This window comes from Chryseobacterium fluminis (assembly GCF_026314945.1).
Lineage (GTDB): Bacteria > Bacteroidota > Bacteroidia > Flavobacteriales > Weeksellaceae > Chryseobacterium > Chryseobacterium fluminis.
This window is the reverse complement of sequence record NZ_CP111121.1, coordinates 2201906-2223444: the sequence shown is the minus strand read 5'-3', so window position 1 is coordinate 2223444 and position 21539 is coordinate 2201906. Positions and strand designations below refer to the sequence as shown.

The following is a 21539-nucleotide window of genomic DNA, read 5'->3' as shown; positions in this document are numbered from 1 at the left end:
GTTTTATTTTTTCGTATGTTTTCACTGTCAGATCAATCCTTTATCTACAAAGCTGTCTAAAATTTTCTATTATCATAAAGGAGATCCGAAAGATTTCTAAACACTTAAGATAATTAAAGTAATATACTTTACGCGAAAGAAGTACACGTAAGTTTTTGAAAATCTTTGATTTTCACCTGATGTGAACTTAATTCTGCGGTATTTTTTTAAACTTTCTAAAGTGTACTTAAGTGTGAGACAGTAAGTACCACACACCGCTACATCACTGCTACCGCACGAATCCCTTCACTGCTACCGCACGAATCTCTTCGTGTGGTTGTCTGTAGCAGACCACAAAGGAAATCCAAAGCTTTTTAAACACTTAATTCTGCGGTATTTTCTTCCCCGAAATAGTCCTTTAACAAAAGTTTCCGCCACTGGCAACCGGTTTTCAGCCATTATAGTGGACTGAATTATTTTTACCAAGTCAAACTTCGTATAAAATCCAATTTTTACTCTGCTTAAGTGGTAAAATTCATTTTTCTATTTTATCATTTGCTAATGATTTCCAGATTGTTAGTCTTTTACATTGCAATCCAAAATTGCTTAATTTTCTCGACCTCTTTTTCCTATATAAGTTTAAACGACTTCTACTTTAAAAAAGGATTATGCTGCTTTTCAAATCCAATTTTTGTAGGATTTCCATGTCCGGAAAAAACCTGAGTATCAGTATCAAGGACGAAAAGTTTCGTTTTAATTCCTTCAATTAATTGCTCGTAATTTCCTTTATATAAATCGGTTCTTCCGATACTACCTTCAAACAGGACATCACCGGATATCATAAATTTCTGATTTTCATTATGATAAATCACGCTTCCCGGAGAATGTCCCGGAACGTGATATACTTTGAATTTTTGCCCTTCAAAATCCAGTTCGTCCCCTTCATCAATGTATTCGATATCAACATTAATATGGTTGAGTTCCATTCCGAATCTCATTCCGCTGATCTGGAACATGTCCAGAACTTCTTTATCGTCACGATGCATGAGCACAGGTACTTTATAAGTGTCAAAAGCCCATTGTAATCCCAAAACATGATCGATGTGAGCATGAGTCAGGATGATTTTTTCAATTTTCAACCCGTTTTCTGCAATAAAGTTTTCAATAACCCTGGTTTCCTGTTCGTTCATATTTCCCGGATCAAACAGCCAGGCATTTTTATTTTCGTTGTAAATAATATACGTGTTTTCGCTTGCAAAATTGAATACGAAACCTTGAATCTGAAGCATATGCTGAATATTTTTTTATATTCAAAAATACGATATTATAAAGAAAGTGACGATTTTTCTTTATCTTCGTCATAATGAAAACTTTGCGACTATTTTTACTTTCTTTAAGCGGATTGGTTTTTGGACAGAATATCCAAAGTATCCAGTTATTTAATCCGCAGACCAATGATGAAACTCCGGTTATCAACCCGAATCAACAGTTGGTTTTGAGCTTCGACGATCTTACCAATGCCAGTGAAATTTACCGATATACCCTTAAACACTATGACAAAAACTGGCAGGAGGACAACCTTTTCTTTACAGAATTTGCCAAAGGAAGCTTAAATGCACTGTTGGATAAGTTTGAATATTCTTTTAACACGCTGCAGGCTTACACTCATTATAAATTAGTATTTCCAAATGAAAAAATACAGCCGAAGATTTCAGGAAATTTTGAGCTGGTAGTGTATAAAGATTCTGCCGACAAACCATTGTTTACAAGGAGGTTTTATATCGTTGAAGATATGGCAGCCGTAGCTTTGAATGTCTCAAGAATTGCTGATGCCAAAAGGCCTGATGTTAATCAGAGGGTAGAGGTGAAGGTGGTTTCCAAAGGAGGGGATATTTCTGCCAATGTAAATTCCATGACCTTAAATGTCATGCAGAATAACAATCCGAATGTTGTGGCCAATAATCTGAAACCCAGTGCTACCTTAGGAAGTCAGCTTCTTTTCCAACAGCTGAATCTGTCTTTCCCGGGAAATAATGAGTTTTATTATTTCGATAATAAAAATATGAATATGGCTGCGGATATGGTACGTGCCACGGAAGTGAAAGACGGTGTCAACCAGACTTATCTTCATCCGGTATGGGCTTTTCCCCTGAATTACCAGTACCAGCCGGACGTCAATGGCGCCTGGTATTACCGGAGAAATGATCTGGGACAGGAGAGAAACGCAGAAAGAGAAGGAGATTATTCATGGGTATATTTTTCGATAGATTCTGATCCTGTGGACAAAGAGATTTATGTGCTGGGTGGTTTTAATAATTTCCAGCCAAGTAAAGATAATCAGATGCAGTATGATGAAGCCGGTAAAAAGTATGTTGCCAAAATCTATCTGAAACAAGGGTTTTATAATTACGTGCTTGCAACTAAAGAGCCTAATGGTGCGCTTAATTTCGGTGAAGTCAACGGTAATTTCTGGCAGACGGAGAATCTTTACCAGGGATTCTTATATTACAAACCTTTCGGAAGAAATTATGACGGCCTGATGGGGTATGGCGAGTTCAGAACGCCTGTGAGATAAACCTCAACCGAATAAGATCTATAAAACAAAAACCCTGCAGGAGCAAGTTCTGCAGGGTTTGATATAATAATAGTCTTAGGAATTCCGATCATTTAATTTAACTCTTTGAAAATTGCCGCGATGAAAAGGGTTTCATTATTTTCAAACAGATAATGAATATGCACGGGAAAATTTTCCATTTTTCGAATGGTGATTTCTGATGATTTCCCAATTCTTTCAGATTCTTCCAGAATAAAATCAATCGACTCTTTTAAATCCTCCAGAAAATAGGATCCTTTATGTTCTTTTTCGGCATTAAATACCCTCAGAAGAAGCCTTATGTCATTTTTTGCAATAGAGGATAAAAATACTTTCATCAGGCAAAACTCTTTTCCAGCTCAGCAATGTTTTCATAAAAATCTAATTTTGTTTTTGGATTTTCATGATGAAACTGAATCCTGTATAAAACCTCATCAATCTGGAACTGAGGAATCGCAGGTCTGTTCTGAATTTCCAGGTGATCCATCATTTTTGCCAAAGCTTCCAGCAGTTCCGGGGTGAAGTTTTCGATTTTCTGTTTTAAAATTTGGGCTGTAGCATTCATCATTTTAATTTTTTAAGGTTAATGATGTTGTTTTGATGGGGTAAAGGTATGAAAAATATTTAAATTTTTAATTTTAATGTAAAAATAATAGGGGTCTATATTAAATTTTACTAAAAATTAATTTTAAATCGTATTTTTAGAGGGGGTGTCTGTGATTTTTATTTTTTTTATGATTTTTAGTAGAAATTATCTTCTGAAATATAAAAGGCAGAAAAGTTATCCACAATGTCGTCACTTATAATGCTGCAATATGGTCAGTTCCATAGCAGGGTAGAATTGTGATACTGCTTCATCATTAAATTGTTTGGTTATAGCTGTTGACGTACGGCTGTTATAATAAAATTGTTAACTTATCGTATTTCTAAAGAATAGTTTTCCGTAAAACTAATGATCAACATTACTTATATTCATTATGATTTTATCTTCCCGAAAAAGTTATCCACAATGTCGGTTGTTGTATATTTTACAGCCCGCTGAGCTTTTCAGGAAAGATTTAATTAATGTTAGTTGTTAAATTTTGAGTAGGTGGGAGGGGTTGAAACCATATAAAGAAAAGTTATCCACAAAGTCATGGGGTCCTTTTACGACGATTGATCCGGAGGTTTGAAAATGAAAAAGGTTGGCAGAACTCACAATTTAATACAAAAAAATAACCTCCGTTTCCGAAGGTTGCTATATTTTAAACTAAATAAAATTCATTGAGTTTTTCTTCACATAAAATTTTGACAACATCGATCCAGCGGTCTTCATCATTGAGACAGGGAATATAGTGGAAGTTTTCTCCGCCTCCGTGTAAGAACTGCTCTTTTCCTTCAACTGAGATTTCTTCAAGAGTTTCCAGACAGTCAGAAACAAAGGCAGGGCACACAATGGCCAAATTTTTTACTCCTTTCTTGCCAAGGCTTTCCAGAGTTTCATCTGTATACGGTTCCATCCATTTGTCTTTTCCTAATCTTGACTGAAACGTGACCATCACTTTTTCTTTTGGTAAACCTAATTTTTTAATAACAGAATTGGTGACATCGAAACACTGGTGACGATAGCAAAACTGGTGACTCGGATTGGATGCTCTGGAACAGCAGTCGTTTAAATTACAGGTGTTGGTAGGATCGGTCTTATAAATATGTCTCTCCGGAACACCGTGATATGAAAACTGTAAGGCATCAAAATTTTCAGGAAGCTTTTCTTTAATACTTTCCGCAAGACAGTCGGTATAAATTTCCCTGTTGTAAAAAGGCTGAATATAATTGATTTTTACATCCGGAAATTTCTCTTTTCTTACTTCCTCTGCTTTTTCTATCACTGTTTCCGTAGTACTCATCGCATATTGAGGATACAAAGGAAAAAGGACAATCTCAGAAACTCCTTTTTCAACCAGCTTTCTGATTCCGGTTTCAATGCTTGGCTCGGCATATCTCATTCCGATTTCTACAGGAACATCTACCAGTCTCTGAAGTTTTTTCTGAATTTTCTCCGTAATGACAATTAATGGTGACCCCTGCTCGGTCCAGACTGTTTTATAAGCTTCAGCAGATTTTGCCGGTCTTGTATTTAATATAATTCCACGGACCAGAAGTGCCCGGAAAATCCATCGGTAGTCAATTACCCTTTCATCCATCAGGAATTCGTCCAGATATTCCTTTACATCACTTACAGCCGTCGATCTTGGTGATCCCAGGTTTACTAATAGAATTCCTTTCATTATTTGTCTAAACTTTGCAGTCGTCCATCAATTGTCGGACCATATTTCTTTTTTAAACGTAAAATATAAATTTCGAGGGCCAAATGTTCTTCCTCGTCTGAAATGCCAAAAGATTTTAAGTACTGATCACTTTTTTCAGTAATTGTTTTTGTAAACATCTTTTGGTATTCTTCCCCGGCATCGTATACAAATTCTTCACCTTTTAATTTTTTTATCTCATCGTGAGCTTCCTGATCAAGCACATAGTAGTGATGAAAATAATAATCCAGAAAAGTAGTGTTTTTCCTGTTTAACTTTTCCAGAACGATATCCATTTTCTGAAGGCTGTCTTTTGCAACGCCCATCTCAACCAGATCTTCATGAATACCATCATTCAGCTGCGGTTCCTTTTTACACGAAAAAAGGCCTATGCTTAAAATAATTAAAAGAAAGAATGTTCTCATTGTGATTTTTTAGCCGTTTACTGCTTCCACTTTTTCTACTAAATCAGGTACGAATTGTTTTAGGATACTTTCAATGCCATTCTTCAGGGTAGCCGTAGAACTCGGACATCCTGAGCAGGCACCCTGTAAAAGCATTCTTGCCGTTTTACTGTCCTGGTCATATTCCATCAGTGATATTTTTCCCCCGTCGTTTTCAACAGCAGGAGCCACATATTCATTCAGGATGTCAGAAATTTTCTGTTCATCATCCGTATAATCTCTGTTGATGATATTTTCTACCGGGTTCTCATGCTTCTGGGCCTCAATGTTTGAAATTTCACCGCCGTTCTGAAGATGTTCTGCAATTAAAGCACGGACAGCCATCATTACTTCATGCCATTCCACAGAATTATCTCTTGTCACTGCCACAAAATTATCAGAAATAAAAACTTCCTTCGCAAAATCAAATTCTTTAAAAATCACTTGAGCCATCGGTACACCCTCTGCTTCGTCTCTCGATTTTACTTCTACAAATCCGTCCATCAGCATTTTACTGGAAACAAATTTCATCACATTCGGATTCGGAGTCATTTCAGCATATACCTGATACATTTCCTTTTTCTTCTGGAGATAAATTCTGGGATTAGCCAGTAATTCATCTTCAATGATATTTTTAAGACTTTCGGAAACGTGTTCCCATTCTACCGTGTCCTGTTTGGCAATAGCGACAAAATTGGCTGTAATGAAGATTCTTTCCACAAAAGGATAGTTAAATAATTCCTGGGCCAGTGGAATTTCTGAAATATCTGAATCTCTGTCCAACTCTAAAGATCCCGGAATCAGATTGTAGTCTGCTACAAATTTCATCACTTTTGGGTTTTCAGTTGGTTCTATAAGTATCGTACGCATTTTTTAGTTAAATTTGAGATACAAAAATACGGAATTAGAAATTAGAAGCCGGCGGTTAGAAGTTAGATTTTCGCTATTACCATCATTTAAAATTAGAGAGGTAATGATGACCGGACCTGTTCTGATGGTCAGTGAAAATCGGAATATCAAACATTAGGGCTAACTACTCCTGATTCCAACGACTCGATTTAAATTTTCAAATTAGAAATATGGCACTTATAAAAGAACTTTTAGGCAAATCACCGCAGATCGGAGAAAATACTTTTCTGGCAGAAACGGCTACCATAATCGGAGATGTTACCATGGGAAGAGAATGCAGTATATGGTACAATGCCGTGATAAGGGGTGACGTTCATTATATCAAAATGGGTAATAAGGTTAATGTTCAGGATAATGCAATGCTTCACTGCACGTACCAGAAGCATCCTTTAAATATCGGAAATAATGTGTCAATCGGCCACAATGCCATTGTCCACGGCTGTACCATTAAAGACAATGTCCTGATCGGAATGGGAGCTATCGTTATGGACGACTGTCTGGTAGAAGAAAACTCAATTATTGGGGCGGGATCCGTAGTCACCCAGGGAACTCACATTAAATCCGGGGAAGTTTGGGGAGGTGTTCCTGCAAAAAAAATAAAAGATATCAGCTCTCAACTTCTGGAAGGAGAAGTTAACAGAATTGCGGATAATTATGTAAAATATTCTTCCTGGTATCAGGAAAATGTAAAGCCTGTTGAAGGGTTATAGCATACCTGTGGTCTTGTTCCAGTAATCATACTTAAAATGCTCTGTCATCATTTGACAGAGCATTTTATGCTAAAAAAATCCTTGGTGAAAATCCTTTGAGCAATATCTTGTGATACTCATTAAGAATTGACAAGTTCAGCTTTTCCGTCAACACATTTTATTGACGATGGCGGCATGATCATCATACAGTCAGACATCACTTTATATTTTTCGTTAAATGCTTTTACCTTTTCTGTATAGTCATTAATTTTCTGCAGGATCACCGTTTCTGATTTTTTGGGATAGGCAATATAAAGCTGCGGTCCTCCACAGGCTTTTGATCCCATAGGAGCAAACGTCCATTGGCTGGCATCACTGCACTTCTCTTTAGCAATTTCCGTTTCTAACGATGCCTTTATTTTATCCAGCTGGGCAGCCTCATACATCTTGCTGTTCTCATCGGCAGGCCTCTCGGAAATATCTTTAGGCAAATTGCCGGTGTTATTTTTTGTCGATGAACACGATGTCGCGAAAAGCACTGTACAAAGGGCCAGAATAGGAAATTTCATATTTTTTTTCTCAGATTATACCGGATAATTTCCAAAAGTTATGCCAAGGTATGGATTTGAAATTCATTTTCCGTAATTTTGACAACGATGAACAATCATTTTTTTGACTTAATAGAACATACCAACAGAAGTGTTTTTCTTACAGGAAAAGCAGGGACGGGAAAGACTACTTTTCTTAATGAATTTGTGAAGAAGACCCGGAAAAAATACATTGTTGTAGCGCCTACGGGAATTGCTGCCATCAATGCAGGCGGGGTTACCATACATTCAATGTTTGGTCTGCCGCTGAGAACTTTTTTACCTACTACCGACAGGATTGATACCAGTCTGGCCAATAATATTGCCGATCTGATGCCCCACTTCAAATACCGTAAAGATAAACTGAAACTTCTCCGTGAGGTGGAGGTTCTGATCATCGATGAGGTTTCCATGTTACGGGCAGACGTATTGGATATGATGGATTTTTCGCTGAGGTTCATCAGGAGAAATAACCAGCGTTTTGGAGGGGTACAGATGTTATTTATCGGAGATCTGTATCAGTTGCCACCGGTGGTGAGAGATGAGCACATTTTAAAAATGTGTTATCAGTCTCCGTTCTTTTTTGACAGTCATGCCATCAAAGAAATTCCTCTAATTACCATTGAGCTTACCAAAGTATACCGGCAGTCCGATGAAGAGTTTCTGGCTATCCTGAATGCCATCCGGGACGGTGATGTAGCCAATATAGATTTTGATCATCTGAATGAAAGATATGATCCGACTTTTAATTCCGGTGATGAGCCTTATGTTTACCTGTGTTCGCATAACAAAATGGCGGATGATATCAATCAGGAAAAACTTGACGAAATTAAAACCGATTCAAGAACATATGAGGCCAAACTTTCCGGTGAGTTTAAAGAAAACCAGTTTCCGAATGAGCAGTTTTTAGATTTGAAAATTGGAGCTCAGGTGATGTTCATCAGAAATGATATTTCCGGGGAAAAACGGTATTTTAACGGAAAGCTGGGCGAAATTTCTGCTTTGGATGAAAATGAGATCAAGATTATTCTTGATGGCAGCGAGACAGAAATCACTGTGAAAAGAGAAGTCTGGGAGCAGAAAAAGTATTTTCTGGATACCGATAAAAATATCAAAGAAGAAGTACTGGGAAGTTTTGAACAGTTTCCTATAAAGCTGGCCTGGGCGGTTACGATTCATAAAAGTCAGGGACTCACCTTTGATAAAGTGATCATCGATGCCGGGAAAAGCTTTACGGCAGGTCAGGTGTATGTAGCATTATCGCGTTGCCGGACCCTGGAAGGGATTGTTCTGAAATCTAAAATTACTCCTGAAGTTATTTTTAAAGATAACCGGATTTTAAAGTTTCAGGGGGATACCCATGCCAATGATAATGTAGAGGCAATCCTGAATCAGGAAAAATATGATTACAGCATCAAGAAAGTACTGCGTACCGTAGATTCCCAATGGCTTTTAAAAGAAGTGGAAGACTGGAATAATCTTTCTATTGTTACCAAGAGTATTGATCATGTAAAAACGAAACAGCTTTATGTTCAGCTGAAGCATGAGATTGTAAACCTGGGTAAAATTTTCGTTAAATTAGAAAGGGTCATTTCTCAGAAGGTGAATTTGTTTATTGATCAGAAAGAAGAGTGGTCTGAAATTGAAAATAAAACTAAAGGAGCGGTGAACTTCTTCTTTACCGAAATCAGGAATAAGGTCTTCGGCCCTCTGAAAGAATTCTATGCAGAAATAAAAGGAGCAAAAGGTTTAAAACAATATAACGAAGATTTCCGGGTCTGGCTGGAAGATATTGAAGAGTACCTGAACAGTCTGAAAGAAATTCATTTACTGGAAACTAAGCTTTTGGATGAAAAGAATGATCAGGAGATCAGCATGAAGATTGCAAAAGTTCCTTCACAGGTTCTGACCTTTCAACTGTTTGAACAGGGAAAAACAATTGGCGAAATTTCAATGGAAAGAGGCCTGGTAAAGGAAACTGTGATCGGGCATCTGGCGAAATTCGCAGAACAGGGATTGCTGGATATCTCCAGAGTCATTACCTCGGATAAAATCAAAACTTTTGAAGACCTGTTTTACCAAAGTCAGCATGAAACCCTGACCGAGTGGAAAAATGCGTTGCCGGCTGATTTTGAATTTAATGAAATCAGGATTTTAATTAATCATTATAATTATCAGAAAGAGAAAAGGAAATAATACTAATTCAGATTTTGCTCGCAGAACTTTTCCAATTCTTCAGGTGAAATATTTTTTCTGAGAATGATGCCGTGTGAATCTAAGAGGAAGGTGGTAGGAAAAGCTGTGATGTTGTGTTTTTTAGATTCAGTTCCGTTTTCATCTAAGAATTGCGGCCATGTCAGGTTATTGTCATGTATCACTTTTTTCCAGTCATCAGTGTCCGTAGTTTTATCAGTAGAGATGGCAATAATTCCGAAGCCTTTGCTTCTGTATTTTTCGTAAATATGCTTATATTTAGGTATCTGTTCAAGACAGGGTTTGCAATGAGAGAACCAGAAATCTATTAATGTAAACCTTTTGGAAACGGTAATGTTTCTGTTTTTGATTTTAAATGTGAAGCGATTTCCTATATTGAGTTGTTTTAGAATTGCAAATTGTTTCTGTAAAACTTTTGCCGGCGCGGAGGCTTTTATTTTTTTAGATAAATGATTGAAGATCTCTTCATATTTTTTATCATATCCGTTTGTTTCGGTGAGCTCAACAATTTTCCAGAATAATACTGCTGAATTAGGATGTAATCGGGAATAGTTTAATAATAACCGCTGCTCATTTAATTTCAGACTGTCGTATTTAATATGCAGACTGTCTTTAATGAAGCGGAAACTATTATTTTTATAGGAAGCAAATCTTATACAGTCTAATTTTTTCTTCTGAGTAATAATCGTATCCATATATTTTTCGTAAGAAAAGGTTTCTTCCCTCAATGCTGTACTTTCACTGGGGTCAATTATTTTTCCATTTTCAGAATCAAAGATTATGTTTTTAGGTTTATTTTCAAAATAAAACGATTCTGTCAGCAGATACGTTTTATCTTCCTGTACCTCTAAACTGAGACGGTAAGGTCTTGGGAAATCATCTTTTTCGTTGCGGATATTGAATTCAAACTGACGACCGGTTAAGGCAGCTGTATCCTGTTTGAGGTGATTAGTATAATATTTCATGTCAAATTTAGGAATAAGGAAAAGTTTCTTATTATATGCGTTTTTACTGTCAACACACGAAATCTTAATATTTCTGTTCTGGCAGAAAACAGTATTGCATGAAATCGACAGTAAAAACAATAGTTTAAATAGGCTGAGCAATTTATTCCTCATGATCAGGTTGACAAAATAAAAAGTAGTAATGATCTGTAGTACTACACTACTAGATGGATCAACTACGGGCAGCAGGAAACACTCGTTTCAGAGATCCATATCCCTTTACCGCTGGAACAATTGATATGGGCTACACATGATTCTCCATCAATGGCTTGGGCAGGAATTTTACCGCCGGATAATTTTTTTAAATCCTGTCTTGAAAGTTTTCTGAAATTTTTCATCTTTATTTTTTTATAAGTTAATCAGTTGATGGTGTCATATAATCTTTGACATGGTTTATTAGTTTGAAGTTATTGCTTTGCGTATATATTAATATGGCTAAAACTAAAAAATTATATTTTCCGGAAGTAAAAAATGGGGTGTATATTTTTTGTAAATATCAGTGTAAAATATGTACATGATAAAACAATCAATTACTGAAGGCTGGAAGGTTAATGTATCAGCTAAGAGACTCGGCAGAATTCTCTATTTTCATAGTTTTTCCTCAATTACTTCAATTAATTCCATCAATTACAAAAAGTAACTAATGCAATTTATTAGTCTTATCTTTGCTTAAGGTTTTTATAACCTACAATATAAATCGACGAAGGAGATTTCTTTTCTCCTTTAAAAATAAATATCTCGATATGAAAAATTTTGAAATATCGGTACTGGATCTCGCGCCTGTAAAACAGGACAAGTCTATTAACGATACGTTTCAGGACAGCTTATCCCTGGCCAACTATGCTGAAAATTTAGATTATAAAAGATTCTGGCTCGCCGAACACCATAATATGGAAAGTATTGCAAGTTCAGCCACTTCGGTGCTTATTGGCTTTATTGCCAACGGAACAAAAAAAATAAGAGTCGGTTCCGGAGGGATTATGCTTCCGAATCACAGCTCGTTAGTAATAGCTGAGCAATTCGGGACGCTGGAATCTCTTTTTCCCGGCAGAATAGATCTTGGCCTGGGAAGAGCTCCCGGAACAGATGGACTGACCGCTCAGGCTCTGGGACGAAATCCGGCGATCATCAACGAACAGTTTCCAAGACAAATCTTAGAATTACAGAAATATTTCTCCAAAGAAAATTCAAACGCTATGGTTCGCGCCATCCCGGGGGAAGGTCTTGATATTCCGCTGTATATCTTGGGTTCCAGTACAGACAGTGCATGGTTGGCGGCAGAACTGGGACTTCCGTATGCTTTTGCGGGACATTTTGCCCCTGAACAGATGGAGATGGCGTTTAATATCTACAGGGAACATTTTGAACCCTCCAGGCAGTTGGCTCAGCCTTATATTCTGGCCTGTGTTAACGGAATTGCTGCGGAAACTTCCGGGGAAGCTCATAAAATGTCAACGACTTTATTCCAGGCATTCATTAATATTGTACGGAACGACAGAAAACCTTTTGCTCCACCGGTTGATGATATGGATGATATCTGGTCCCCGATGGAAAAATCGATGGTTCTGCAGAAGTTAAGATATACTTTTATCGGGAATCAGTCAGAGATCGAAGAGCAGCTTAAAAGTTTTCAGCAGAAGTTTAATGTAGATGAATTGATGATCAATTCTCATATCTATGACCATCAGAAGCGGCTCGAGTCTTATCATATTTTCAGAAATGCTAAAAACTCAATATTCAAAGCATCATATTAATTGGAAGATGCCTTTTTTTATGAGTATCTTTGGGAAAATTTAAGTAAAAATGTCTGATATTAAATTAAATACTATTCCAGAGGCTATCGAAGACCTTAAAAATGGTAAAATAATCATAGTAGTAGATGATGAAGACAGAGAAAACGAAGGAGATTTTCTTTGTGCCGCAGAACTGACAACCCCTGAAATCATCAATTTTATGGCACTTCACGGGAGAGGGCTTATCTGTATGCCGCTTCCTGAAAAGAGATGTGATGAGTTGGGACTGGATGTGATGGTAAGCAGGAGCAGTGACCCTAAAGAAACCGCTTTTACCGTTTCAGTTGATCTTTTAGGCAACGGAACGTCTACAGGGATTTCTGCAGGAGACAGAGCAAAAACCATCTTAGCTTTAATGGACGAAAATTCGAAACCTACGGATTTCATGAGACCGGGGCATATTTTCCCGCTGCGTGCCAGAAAAGGTGGTGTTTTAAAAAGAGCCGGCCATACGGAAGCAGCGATCGATCTTACATGCCTGGCAGGTTTAAAAGAAGGAGGAGTGATCTGCGAAATCATGAATGAGGATGGTTCAATGTCCCGTTTACCTGATTTACAGGTTTTTGCCCAAAAACATGATATGAAAATCGTATCGATTGAAGATCTGATTCATTACCAGCTTAAAAAAGGAAATCTTATTGAGAGAATTGAAGAGAGAAAAGTAAAAACCGCCTACGGGGAGTTTGATTTCTTTGCTTTCAGAGAAACGTCTAATGATCAGATTCATTTTGCCTTAACGAAAGGGACATGGACGGTTGACGAACCGGTTTTGGTGAGAGTTCAGTCCTCCGATTCTTATTTTGATGTGTTAACCAGATTAAATAACGGTGAAAAACCACTACTGGAGAAAGTAACCAACATGGTAAATGAAGCTGGAAAAGGAGCTGTTATTTTTATCAACAATGTTTCGAGTTCTGAAAATACACTGAGAAAACTACAGCAGTTTATCAATTATCAGGATGGTCAGCAGAAACACCCGACAGCCGCTTTTAATTATAGAGATTACGGAATCGGAACTCAGATTTTAAAGAATCTGGGAATTAACAAGTTTAAGGTGATCACTCAGAATCCGGATATCAAGCCTCAGGTTGGAGGATATGATGTTGAGGTGACAGAGATGGTGCAGTTATAACAATTGATTTTATTAAAATATAAAAAATGGCTTGGTAATCAAGCCATTTTTATTTCGTCAAAATTTCTGAAACCGTTCAGAAAATCTTTGATGTTCATTCTTTTCTTTCCTTCAAGCTGTAATTCGAGAGGGAAATAGATCCCGTCCTGAGTATAGATTTTAAATTCATTTTTTGAAATATCCAAACTGCCGGCCGATTGGTTGTGATTTAGGATCTCAAATTTTCCACTGAATATTTTCAGCCCTTTTTCCTCATCTCCTATTTTTAAAGAAGTAAAAGCGGCAGGATAAGGCGACATGCCCAGGATAAACTGATGTATGGCTTTTGAATTTTTTGTCCAGTCGATTCTGGTATCCTCTTTGAAAATTTTAAAAGCATTCTTAGGATGTTCAACCACGGGCTGAGGTTTTTCTGTTATTGTATTTTCTGCCAGTCCATCCAGGGTTTTTACCACCAGTTTTGAGCCCATTTCCATTAATCTGTCGTGGAGACTTCCCGCAGTCTCATCAGGTAAAACAGATAATTCTTCCTGCAACAAGATATTGCCCTCATCTATCTTTTCATTGATAAAGAAAGTAGTAGCTCCTGTCTTTTCCTCCCCGTTGATCACCGCATAATTGATGGGTGCCGCTCCCCTGTAATCGGGTAAAAGAGAAGCATGAAGATTAAAGGTTCCCATTTCAGGCATTTCAAACAGAACTTTAGGCATCATTCTGAAAGCAACGACCACAAAAACATCGGCTTCTAATTTTCTCAGGGCTTCCAGAAATTCAGGATCTCTCAACTTTTCAGGCTGAAAAACGGGGATCTTATTTTCTGTGGCAAATACTTTTACAGGGGACTGGTTGATTTTCTGTCCGCGTCCGCTTGCCTTATCAGCAACAGTTACAACGCCTACCACTTCATGATGGGATTGATGGATGGCTGCTAAAGAAGTTTTTGCAAACTCCGGAGTACCTAAGAATACGACTTTCAATGATTTCATAATGCAAAGATAAGGTCTTTATTAAAGGATTGAAAGATTTGGAAACTAAAAAAATCCGGATATTATCCAGGCTTACCGCTGACTTTATACTTACGCCAGGGAATAGGTTCTGAAATTCAGCATTTTTACCTTCCCGGAATCGAGGAGGAATATTAGATTTTCTAAAATACTTTCTTTTGAATGAAAGCTCATCTGTATAGATAACTCTTCAATCGTGGCAGGTCTTTTCGCTAAAGCATTAAGTAACTGTGCAGAAATGTTTTTCCCGAAAATAGACTGTTTATTTTTTTCACAAACCGTACATTGACCGCAGTTCTTAGAATCTTTCTCTCCAAAATAAGCAAGGATTAATTTCATTTTACAATACTTGCTGTCTTCAATGAAGAATTTCATTTCTTCCCACTTCTGAATTTTATTCTTCTGAATATGTTCAAACAGCTTCCAGTAAGAGCTGTTAATCACCCTTTCGTCCCTGGGTTTTAAAAACTTGATGCTGGATAAGGCCCCATCTACATATTCAAGATAATTTTTTTGCTGTAACTCTTTTAGCCTCTCCTTTATCAAATGGGTGCTTATTCCGATTTTGTTGCTGACCTGCTGCTCGCTGAACATGACTTTATGTGTTGTAATTCCGGAGATAGAACGAAGCATCAGTTCAATAAAATAAGCATCTTTCTGAGGCAGCTGATCGATCTCATCGGCCTGCATCAGAAGCTGAAGAGAGGATAGGCTTTTATGATCGTTAAAATAAATAATCTCCTGGTTATGCAGAAAATTTAATACATTTTTAATTTTTGCCGTTGATAATTTTGTGAAGTTCTGTATGCCGTTAAAATTGAGCTGAAAAACCTGTTCAGGTAATTCAAACTCGGCAACCTGAAATTTAGAATAGAGATAGGTGATAATTTTTAAAAATTCCGCTTTATTGGGAATCTGATTTTTTAAGATCTGGTCGAAGTTCTGAAGTTCATGCTGATTCCATAAAAGAAAAGCAAAACTTTTTTTACCGTCTCTTCCTGATCTTCCGATTTCCTGGTAATAATTTTCGATCGATGCAGAAGGAGAGTAGTGGATCACAAAACGGACATTATCTTTATCAATACCCATTCCGAAGGCATTCGTAGAGATAAGTACATTGTTATTACTGGTGTTCCAGGTATGTTGTCTTATATTTTTTTCTTTAGCAGTAAGGCCGGCATGGAAAAAATCAACATGTTTTAATTGATTTTTATGCAGATATTCGGTCAGAAGCTCGGCTTCTTTTCTGGTTCGCACATATACGATTCCGCTTTCATCAGTATATTTCAGAATGTTAAAAATACGTTGAAATTTATCAGATACCTCTTCTGTAAAAATTTTGATATTTTCTCTTTTGAAACTCTTTTGAAAAACCGTTACATTTTTAAGCTCCAGTTTTGTTTTTATTTCTTCCAGAACTTTTGGAGTGGCAGTTGCTGTAAGGGCAAGACACGGAATATGGGGATTGTTTGTCCTGAAATCTTTTATGTTCTGATAACTGGGGCGGAAATCCTGGCCCCACTCTGAAATACAGTGCGCTTCATCTACCGCAATAAAAGAGAGCTGAATTTCTTCGATATTCAGGAGAAACTGTTTGTTGGTAAGTCTTTCAGGAGATATATAAAGCATTTTTGTTAAGCCTTCTTTACAGCGGCCATAGATAGTCTCAGCATCATATTCATCTAATTCTGAAGATAGATATTCTGCTTCTATTCCTTTGGACTTTAGCTGGTTTACCTGATCTTTCATTAATGCCAGAAGAGGCGAGATGATAAGACATGTTCCTTCTTTCAGTAATGCCGGAAGCTGATAACAAAGGGATTTTCCTGCGCCTGTAGGCAAAAGAACGAGCGTATCTTTATCCTGAATAACACAATCAATAATGGCTTCCTGGGAATCTCTGAAATGATCGTAACCCCAAAAGTATTTTAGGGCCTTATATTTAAGCTCTTGAAAGTCCTGCTGAGAAATCATAGGGTAAAAATAATAAAAAGTGTTATAATAAAAAAGTCACGCAAGGCGTGACTTTCATATAATGAATAATAAGTTTATTATTTAGCTTCGAAGTATACTCTTCTGTTGGCTCTGTTTTTCCATTCAGGACATTTCGTAGCAGGATCACATTCCGGATATTTAAGGTCTTTTTCACCTCTACCGATAGCATTCAGTTTTCCGGACTCTATTCCGTTTTTGATCAGATAATTTTTAACATTATTAGCTCTTCTTTCAGACAGCTTTTGGTTATAAGCGTCAGAAGCTCTTGTATCCGTAGCTCCGATTACATTATAACTACCGTTTGAAGTATTGATGTAATTTACAGCATTATTAAGGATAGGAGTGTTAGAAGGCAAGATTCTGTCAGAATTTAAATCAAATTCAATTCCTTCAAGAACTCTCGTGTCATCTGTTACAGGTCCTGCCGTAGCCGGAGCTGTTGTAGGACATCCCTGGTTTTCAACAGGTCCAGGTACGGTTACACATTTATCATAAAGATCGATAACACCGTCAAGATCAGTATCAAGAGCAACTCCGGCACCGTCAACTCTGGCTCCTGCAGGAGTATCAAGCTGTCTGTCCCAGTCATCACACACACCGTCATTATCAAGATCACCTTTCTTACAAACTTCGATATCCTGACTCTTATTAGCTAAAACATCCAGCTTGTAATAAATTTCCTGAAGTGGATCATGCCACATTACATGAGATTCGTGCTTTCCGAGTTTTAATGAAATCCCTAAAGTAGCATTGAAGAAATTATCAGAAACCTGCTCTTCACGCTGGTTAATGGCACTGTATTTAGAACCGCCTCCATCGAATTCATCGTCACCGGTCACTACATACATAAGTCTTCCTTCGATATCTAATCTTCTGTTAACTTTGAATTTAAGACCGGCACCACCCTGAAGGAACATAGATCCCAGCTGGAAAGGCTTGATCTCAGTTACCATTCTCTGTCCTGTCTCATCTTTCTGGTAAGCTCTGTAGGCAATCGTACCAATACCTCCGTATCCGTGTAATGCCCATCGGTAAGGAGAGTGATTGTCTACTCTTCTTAACAGGTTTGAAAAGTTGATATCTCCTAAAATGGATATTGCATCATACTGCGTTCTGGCAGCTACCTGCTGATATGCAGAAGCATTGGCAGGAGCAGAATCTTTAGTATTGAACCATCCCTGTCTCGTTTCACCTCTGTCATATTGTAAATTAATACCGAAAGCGTGGGTAATAGCTTTATCAATACTCACATATGCAGAATAGCCAAAAAGGTTTTTACCGTTACCATTTTTTATAGATGTTAAGTCTGCAGATTGAATTAATGGTACCCCGGCACCAATGGAGATCGCCCAGTCATTAAATCTTTTGGATTTGTTTGTAAATGGGGAAACATTCGCAGAGCCTGAAGAGAACGTATTAGGATACTCTCCATTGGAAACTACTGCAGTTGAGTCTTGCGCATAACTTACCGCTGGTACGGATAAAGCTAATGCTACAATTGCTAAACTTAATTTCATAGTGTATTTTTTATTTAGTTAATTAAATGATTTTTTATCTGTTGGTAGGGCAGCCGTTGTTTTCTACCGGTCCAGGAACGGTTACACATTTATCGTATAAATCGATAACACCGTCCAGATCCATATCTAAAGCTGTTCCTGATCCGTCTACTCTTGCCCCGGCAGGAGTATTAAGTTCTCTGTCCCAATCGTCGCAAACGCCGTCATTGTCAAGATCTCCTTTTTCACACACAACAAGGTCTGTGGATGCATTCTCCAGAACATTTACCCTGTAATAAGCTTCCTGCAAAGGATCATGCCATGCCAGGTGAGATTGATGTTTTCCTAATTTGAAAGAAACCCCCAGGTTCACAGTCCATGCATTATCACTTCTCTTTTTACTGATCATGTTATATTTGGAAACTTGTGAAGAAGGGTCGTAGTCCGCAGGACCAGACCATCCGCCACCATCAAATTCATCATCCCCGCTGATCATATACATCGTTCTGGCTTCGATATCAATCAGATTGGATACATTATACTTCAGACCCATTCCGAATTGATAGAAAATAGAATTGATGTCAAGATCCTGCTCGATAAAAAGAGGAACTCTTTTCGGATTGTCGCTCCATCTGAATTCATTGTTATCATGCAGAGAAGTTTTGTACCCCTGAACACCAATACCGGCATATCCGTGGAAAGCCCACCGGTACGGAGAGTGGTTATCTGTTCTTCTCAAAAGATTTGACAGGTTAATGTCTCCCAATAGGGCCACCTGATTGTACTTTGTATTGGCTTCAGCTACACCTGCAGCGATTCCTGCCTGCCCGTCGAGCATGGCTTTCTGATTGGTTTCCCCTCGCTGATACATCAGGCTTACTCCAAAAGTATGAGTAATTTGTTTGTCAACGCTGACATATGAATTATACCCCCAATTGATCTCTTTGTCATAGAATGACGTGAGATCTGCATGAGTCATAAATGCAGCTCCTCCTCCGATCGAGATAGACCAATCATTAAATCTTTTAGCTTTGTTGGTGAATGGTTGCACATTGGCAGAACCTGAGGAAAAAGTATTCGGATATTCGTTGGTAGAACTTACAGCGATACTGTCCTGAGCATAAGTAGCAATAGGTAAGGCGGCCAATAATAATAAACCTAATTTCATATATTTTATGTTTTATTCAAATAAATTTGTTAATAAAATCCTGGAAAACTCCCTTTCAAAAAGATGTTTTTTATGAGGGATATTTAACCTTTCTGATGAGAACTTTAATTCATTATATTTAACGATATCAATATCAATTATTCTATCTGTATAGCCTCCTGATATTTTCGAATCATTAAGTCTTCCCATCTCAATTTCAATACCTTTTACAAAATCAAGCAGTTGAATAGGTGAAAAGTCTGTGGATATTACTGTTGCAATATTACAAAAAATATTGGAACTAACAAATTCCACAGGTTGTGATATTAAAAATTCACTTAATTTTAATATCTCATTTTCACCACGTTCGATCCTTTTAAGCGCGGTTTCTATATTTTTTTGGGGATCACCCAGATTACTTCCCAGTAACAAAACGGCTATTTGCTGCGACATATAGGAAAATGATTGATTTATGAAAAGCTTTTTTAAAAATGTCTTAGCAAATATAGTGGCAATTATCTTACTATGTGTGGTATTTTTCTTCTTTTTTATTATGTTACTTGTATTTAGTTCTATGAGTGGTGAAAAATCGGTAATTGTAAAAAAGAATTCTGTACTCACCATTAATTTAAATACACAGATTATTGATAGTCCTACAGAAGAGCAGGGTGGACTATTTACTATGAGCAGTCAGAATAAAAGTATCCTGATCTATGAGGCACTGGAAGCGATCCGTAAGGCAAAAACGGATGATAATATAAAAGGGATCAGTATTGAAGCAGATAATCTGAATGCTGGAATTACGCAGATTGATGATCTGAGAAATGCACTTCAGGATTTCAAAAAAAGCGGTAAGTTCATCTATGCATATGGTAATAACGTATCCCAGAGTTCTTATTATTTGGGATCTGTTGCTGACCAGTATTATTTAAATCCGTCAGGAATGATCGAATTAAAAGGATTGGCTACGGAGGTCACCTTTTTCAAGGATTTCGCAGATAAATACGGGATTGGCATAGAAGTGATCCGTCATGGGAAATTTAAATCTGCTGTGGAACCTTTTCTGAGAAATGATATTTCCCCTGAAAACAAAGAGCAGTTAAGTGTTCTTTTAAACGATCTGTGGAAAAATACAGCCGATAAGATGGCCGTATCCAGAAAAATAGACACTGCTGCGTTCAGAAGCTCTGTTGACAGCCTGTACGGAATGATTCCGGAGCTTACCTTAAAACATAAACTCACGGATAAACTCATCCAGCATTCAGAATATGACCAGATCATTAAATCTAAGCTGCAGTTAAAAGAAAAAGATAAGCTGAACAAAATTTCTTTGGGGAAATATATTGCTTCCTATGAAGAGGAAAGCGGCTCGGGTGATCAGGTAGCGGTGTTATATGCTTCAGGGTCCATTAACAGTGGCGACGACTACAATGATATTAATTCTGAGAAATATATTAAATATATTAAAGATCTGCAGAAGAATGATAAGGTAAAGGCTGTTGTTCTGAGAATCAATTCTCCGGGAGGAAGTGCAAATGCATCAGATGAAATTTTATTTGAACTTCAGCAGTTAAAAAAGAAGAAGCCTCTGATTGTTTCTTTCGGTGACTATGCAGCATCCGGAGGATATTATATTGCGATGGCTGCTGATAAAATCTACTCTGAGCCCAATACACTTACCGGATCGATCGGCGTTTTTGGTGTACTGCCTTATTTTAAGGAGGTGGCCAACAAAAACGGGGTACGCTCGGATATTGTTGGAACCAATGCCAATTCTGCTTATTTTTCAAGCTTAAATGGTCTGACTCCTCATGGAGTAACCATGATGACCAGAAGTGTGGAAGGTACTTATAAAAGATTCGTTCATTTTGTTACTCAAAACAGGAAGCAGACTTTCGAACAGATTGACAGCATTGGTGGCGGAAGAGTATGGAGCGGGACCCGTGCCAAACAGATCGGACTTGTAGATGAGCTGGGAAGTCTTAGTGATGCTGTAAAATTTGCAGCACAAAAGGCCGGTGTAAAATCATACGACGTAAGCACCTATCCTAAAAAGATGACTGCATTTGAACAGGTTTTCCAGAATCTGAACGAAGATGATATCTCTGCAAGAGTGATTAAGAATAAAATAGGAAAGGCTAATTATGAAATTTTCCAGCAGATTACCGATGAAAAATTAAAGTCTGAGGTAAAAATGCAGATGCCTTATGAAATCAGAATAAACTAACTAAATTATATTATTGTACAGAAAGCGGCGGATTTGAATTTC

At 37.5% G+C, this 21539-nt stretch carries 20 protein-coding genes; 6 read left to right on the top strand and 14 right to left on the bottom strand.

Annotation, left to right across the window (positions count from 1 at the left end):
* Positions 1–629: 629 nt before the first annotated feature.
* The gene (locus tag ODZ84_RS10140) at positions 630–1268 is read right to left on the bottom strand and encodes an MBL fold metallo-hydrolase (RefSeq protein ID WP_266176932.1); all 639 of its coding nucleotides are present in this window, start codon (positions 1266–1268) and stop codon (positions 630–632) included.
* A gap of 74 nt (positions 1269–1342) precedes the next feature.
* On the opposite strand from ODZ84_RS10140, the gene ODZ84_RS10135 reads away from it, so the two are divergent.
* Positions 1343–2554: a type IX secretion system plug protein gene (locus ODZ84_RS10135; protein WP_266176931.1), complete on the top strand. Its 1212-nt coding sequence runs from the start codon at positions 1343–1345 to the stop codon at positions 2552–2554.
* A 92-nt stretch (positions 2555–2646) separates the two neighbouring features.
* Here the strand turns inward: ODZ84_RS10135 and ODZ84_RS10130 are convergent, their stop codons facing one another.
* The 5 genes from ODZ84_RS10130 to ODZ84_RS10110 all read right to left on the bottom strand — a co-directional run bounded on the left by ODZ84_RS10130 (position 2647) and on the right by ODZ84_RS10110 (position 6170).
* Positions 2647–2910, bottom strand: coding sequence for a hypothetical protein (locus tag ODZ84_RS10130; RefSeq protein ID WP_266176930.1), 264 nt, complete (start codon positions 2908–2910; stop codon positions 2647–2649).
* Positions 2910–3140 (bottom strand): hypothetical protein, encoded by a 231-nt coding sequence (locus ODZ84_RS10125; protein WP_266176928.1) that lies wholly within the window; start codon positions 3138–3140, stop codon positions 2910–2912. The genes ODZ84_RS10130 and ODZ84_RS10125 overlap by 1 nt, the downstream gene beginning before the upstream one ends.
* Positions 3141–3816: 676 nt before the next feature.
* A complete protein-coding gene (gene hemH, locus ODZ84_RS10120; protein WP_266176926.1) occupies positions 3817–4839 on the bottom strand; it encodes a ferrochelatase in 1023 nt (340 codons plus the stop codon).
* Entirely contained in the window at positions 4839–5282 is a 444-nt protein-coding gene (locus ODZ84_RS10115; RefSeq protein WP_266176925.1) for a hypothetical protein, read from the bottom strand. Before ODZ84_RS10115 ends, hemH begins: the two co-directional genes overlap by 1 nt.
* A 9-nt stretch (positions 5283–5291) precedes the next feature.
* On the bottom strand, positions 5292–6170 hold the full coding sequence (locus tag ODZ84_RS10110; protein WP_266176924.1) for a NifU family protein: 879 nt from the start codon (positions 6168–6170) through the stop codon (positions 5292–5294).
* A gap of 209 nt (positions 6171–6379) precedes the next feature.
* Here ODZ84_RS10110 and ODZ84_RS10105 point away from each other — a divergent pair, with 209 nt between their 5' ends.
* A complete protein-coding gene (locus ODZ84_RS10105; RefSeq protein WP_266176923.1) occupies positions 6380–6919 on the top strand; it encodes a gamma carbonic anhydrase family protein in 540 nt (179 codons plus the stop codon).
* Positions 6920–7038: 119 nt separating this feature from the next.
* Here the strand turns inward: ODZ84_RS10105 and ODZ84_RS10100 are convergent, their stop codons facing one another.
* Positions 7039–7467: a hypothetical protein gene (locus ODZ84_RS10100; protein WP_266176921.1), complete on the bottom strand. Its 429-nt coding sequence runs from the start codon at positions 7465–7467 to the stop codon at positions 7039–7041.
* An 87-nt stretch (positions 7468–7554) separates the two neighbouring features.
* Here ODZ84_RS10100 and ODZ84_RS10095 point away from each other — a divergent pair, with 87 nt between their 5' ends.
* A complete protein-coding gene (locus ODZ84_RS10095; RefSeq protein WP_266176919.1) occupies positions 7555–9681 on the top strand; it encodes a helix-turn-helix domain-containing protein in 2127 nt (708 codons plus the stop codon).
* Between the two features lie 2 nt (positions 9682–9683).
* Here ODZ84_RS10095 and ODZ84_RS10090 read toward each other — a convergent pair whose 3' ends face one another.
* Positions 9684–10664 (bottom strand): peroxiredoxin family protein, encoded by a 981-nt coding sequence (locus tag ODZ84_RS10090; RefSeq protein ID WP_266176918.1) that lies wholly within the window; start codon positions 10662–10664, stop codon positions 9684–9686.
* Between the two features lie 215 nt (positions 10665–10879).
* Positions 10880–11041, bottom strand: a complete 162-nt coding sequence (locus tag ODZ84_RS10085) for a bacteriocin-like protein (protein WP_266176917.1) — start codon at positions 11039–11041, stop codon at positions 10880–10882.
* 405 nt (positions 11042–11446) lie between these two features.
* On the opposite strand from ODZ84_RS10085, the gene ODZ84_RS10080 reads away from it, so the two are divergent.
* Positions 11447–12457, top strand: coding sequence for an LLM class flavin-dependent oxidoreductase (locus ODZ84_RS10080; protein WP_266176915.1), 1011 nt, complete (start codon positions 11447–11449; stop codon positions 12455–12457).
* A gap of 49 nt (positions 12458–12506) precedes the next feature.
* On the top strand, positions 12507–13628 hold the full coding sequence (ribB, locus tag ODZ84_RS10075; protein WP_266176913.1) for a 3,4-dihydroxy-2-butanone-4-phosphate synthase: 1122 nt from the start codon (positions 12507–12509) through the stop codon (positions 13626–13628).
* A 38-nt stretch (positions 13629–13666) separates the two neighbouring features.
* Here the strand turns inward: ribB and fmt are convergent, their stop codons facing one another.
* The 5 genes from fmt to folK all read right to left on the bottom strand — a co-directional run bounded on the left by fmt (position 13667) and on the right by folK (position 19894).
* Positions 13667–14614, bottom strand: a complete 948-nt coding sequence (gene fmt, locus ODZ84_RS10070) for a methionyl-tRNA formyltransferase (RefSeq protein WP_266176911.1) — start codon at positions 14612–14614, stop codon at positions 13667–13669.
* A gap of 90 nt (positions 14615–14704) precedes the next feature.
* Complete coding sequence (locus tag ODZ84_RS10065) at positions 14705–16606, bottom strand: RecQ family ATP-dependent DNA helicase (RefSeq protein WP_266176910.1); 1902 nt, start codon at positions 16604–16606, stop codon at positions 14705–14707.
* 77 nt (positions 16607–16683) lie between these two features.
* Positions 16684–18144, bottom strand: a complete 1461-nt coding sequence (locus ODZ84_RS10060; RefSeq protein ID WP_266176909.1) for an OmpA family protein — start codon at positions 18142–18144, stop codon at positions 16684–16686.
* Positions 18145–18178: 34 nt separating this feature from the next.
* Positions 18179–19291: an OmpA family protein gene (locus ODZ84_RS10055; protein WP_266176908.1), complete on the bottom strand. Its 1113-nt coding sequence runs from the start codon at positions 19289–19291 to the stop codon at positions 18179–18181.
* 12 nt (positions 19292–19303) lie between these two features.
* Positions 19304–19894 carry a 2-amino-4-hydroxy-6-hydroxymethyldihydropteridine diphosphokinase gene (gene folK / locus ODZ84_RS10050; RefSeq protein ID WP_323136919.1) on the bottom strand — a complete coding sequence of 197 codons (591 nt, stop codon included), beginning with the start codon at positions 19892–19894 and terminating at the stop codon, positions 19304–19306.
* Between folK and sppA the strand changes: the two genes are divergently transcribed.
* A complete protein-coding gene (sppA, locus tag ODZ84_RS10045) occupies positions 19779–21497 on the top strand; it encodes a signal peptide peptidase SppA (RefSeq protein WP_408612410.1) in 1719 nt (572 codons plus the stop codon). The two genes, folK and sppA, sit on opposite strands and share 116 nt — an antisense overlap.
* The last annotated feature ends 42 nt before the right edge of the window (positions 21498–21539 follow it).

Bases quoted from the DNA above. Each gene is read 5' to 3' on its own strand.
- ODZ84_RS10140 (WP_266176932.1), bottom strand. From the start codon at position 1,268: ATGCTTCAGATTCAAGGTTTCGTATTCAATTTTGCAAGCGAAAACACG.
- ODZ84_RS10055 (WP_266176908.1), bottom strand. From the start codon at position 19,291: ATGAAATTAGGTTTATTATTATTGGCCGCCTTACCTATTGCTACTTAT.
- fmt (WP_266176911.1), bottom strand. From the start codon at position 14,614: ATGAAATCATTGAAAGTCGTATTCTTAGGTACTCCGGAGTTTGCAAAA.
- ODZ84_RS10080 (WP_266176915.1), top strand. From the start codon at position 11,447: ATGAAAAATTTTGAAATATCGGTACTGGATCTCGCGCCTGTAAAACAG.
- ODZ84_RS10085 (WP_266176917.1), bottom strand. From the start codon at position 11,041: ATGAAAAATTTCAGAAAACTTTCAAGACAGGATTTAAAAAAATTATCC.
- ODZ84_RS10125 (WP_266176928.1), bottom strand. From the start codon at position 3,140: ATGATGAATGCTACAGCCCAAATTTTAAAACAGAAAATCGAAAACTTC.
- ODZ84_RS10065 (WP_266176910.1), bottom strand. From the start codon at position 16,606: ATGATTTCTCAGCAGGACTTTCAAGAGCTTAAATATAAGGCCCTAAAA.
- ODZ84_RS10095 (WP_266176919.1), top strand. From the start codon at position 7,555: ATGAACAATCATTTTTTTGACTTAATAGAACATACCAACAGAAGTGTT.
- ODZ84_RS10100 (WP_266176921.1), bottom strand. From the start codon at position 7,467: ATGAAATTTCCTATTCTGGCCCTTTGTACAGTGCTTTTCGCGACATCG.
- ribB (WP_266176913.1), top strand. From the start codon at position 12,507: ATGTCTGATATTAAATTAAATACTATTCCAGAGGCTATCGAAGACCTT.
- ODZ84_RS10090 (WP_266176918.1), bottom strand. From the start codon at position 10,664: ATGAAATATTATACTAATCACCTCAAACAGGATACAGCTGCCTTAACC.
- ODZ84_RS10110 (WP_266176924.1), bottom strand. From the start codon at position 6,170: ATGCGTACGATACTTATAGAACCAACTGAAAACCCAAAAGTGATGAAA.
- ODZ84_RS10105 (WP_266176923.1), top strand. From the start codon at position 6,380: ATGGCACTTATAAAAGAACTTTTAGGCAAATCACCGCAGATCGGAGAA.
- ODZ84_RS10135 (WP_266176931.1), top strand. From the start codon at position 1,343: ATGAAAACTTTGCGACTATTTTTACTTTCTTTAAGCGGATTGGTTTTT.
- ODZ84_RS10130 (WP_266176930.1), bottom strand. From the start codon at position 2,910: ATGAAAGTATTTTTATCCTCTATTGCAAAAAATGACATAAGGCTTCTT.
- ODZ84_RS10115 (WP_266176925.1), bottom strand. From the start codon at position 5,282: ATGAGAACATTCTTTCTTTTAATTATTTTAAGCATAGGCCTTTTTTCG.
- ODZ84_RS10060 (WP_266176909.1), bottom strand. From the start codon at position 18,144: ATGAAATTAAGTTTAGCAATTGTAGCATTAGCTTTATCCGTACCAGCG.
- folK (WP_323136919.1), bottom strand. From the start codon at position 19,894: ATGGTGAGTACAGAATTCTTTTTTACAATTACCGATTTTTCACCACTC.
- hemH (WP_266176926.1), bottom strand. From the start codon at position 4,839: ATGAAAGGAATTCTATTAGTAAACCTGGGATCACCAAGATCGACGGCT.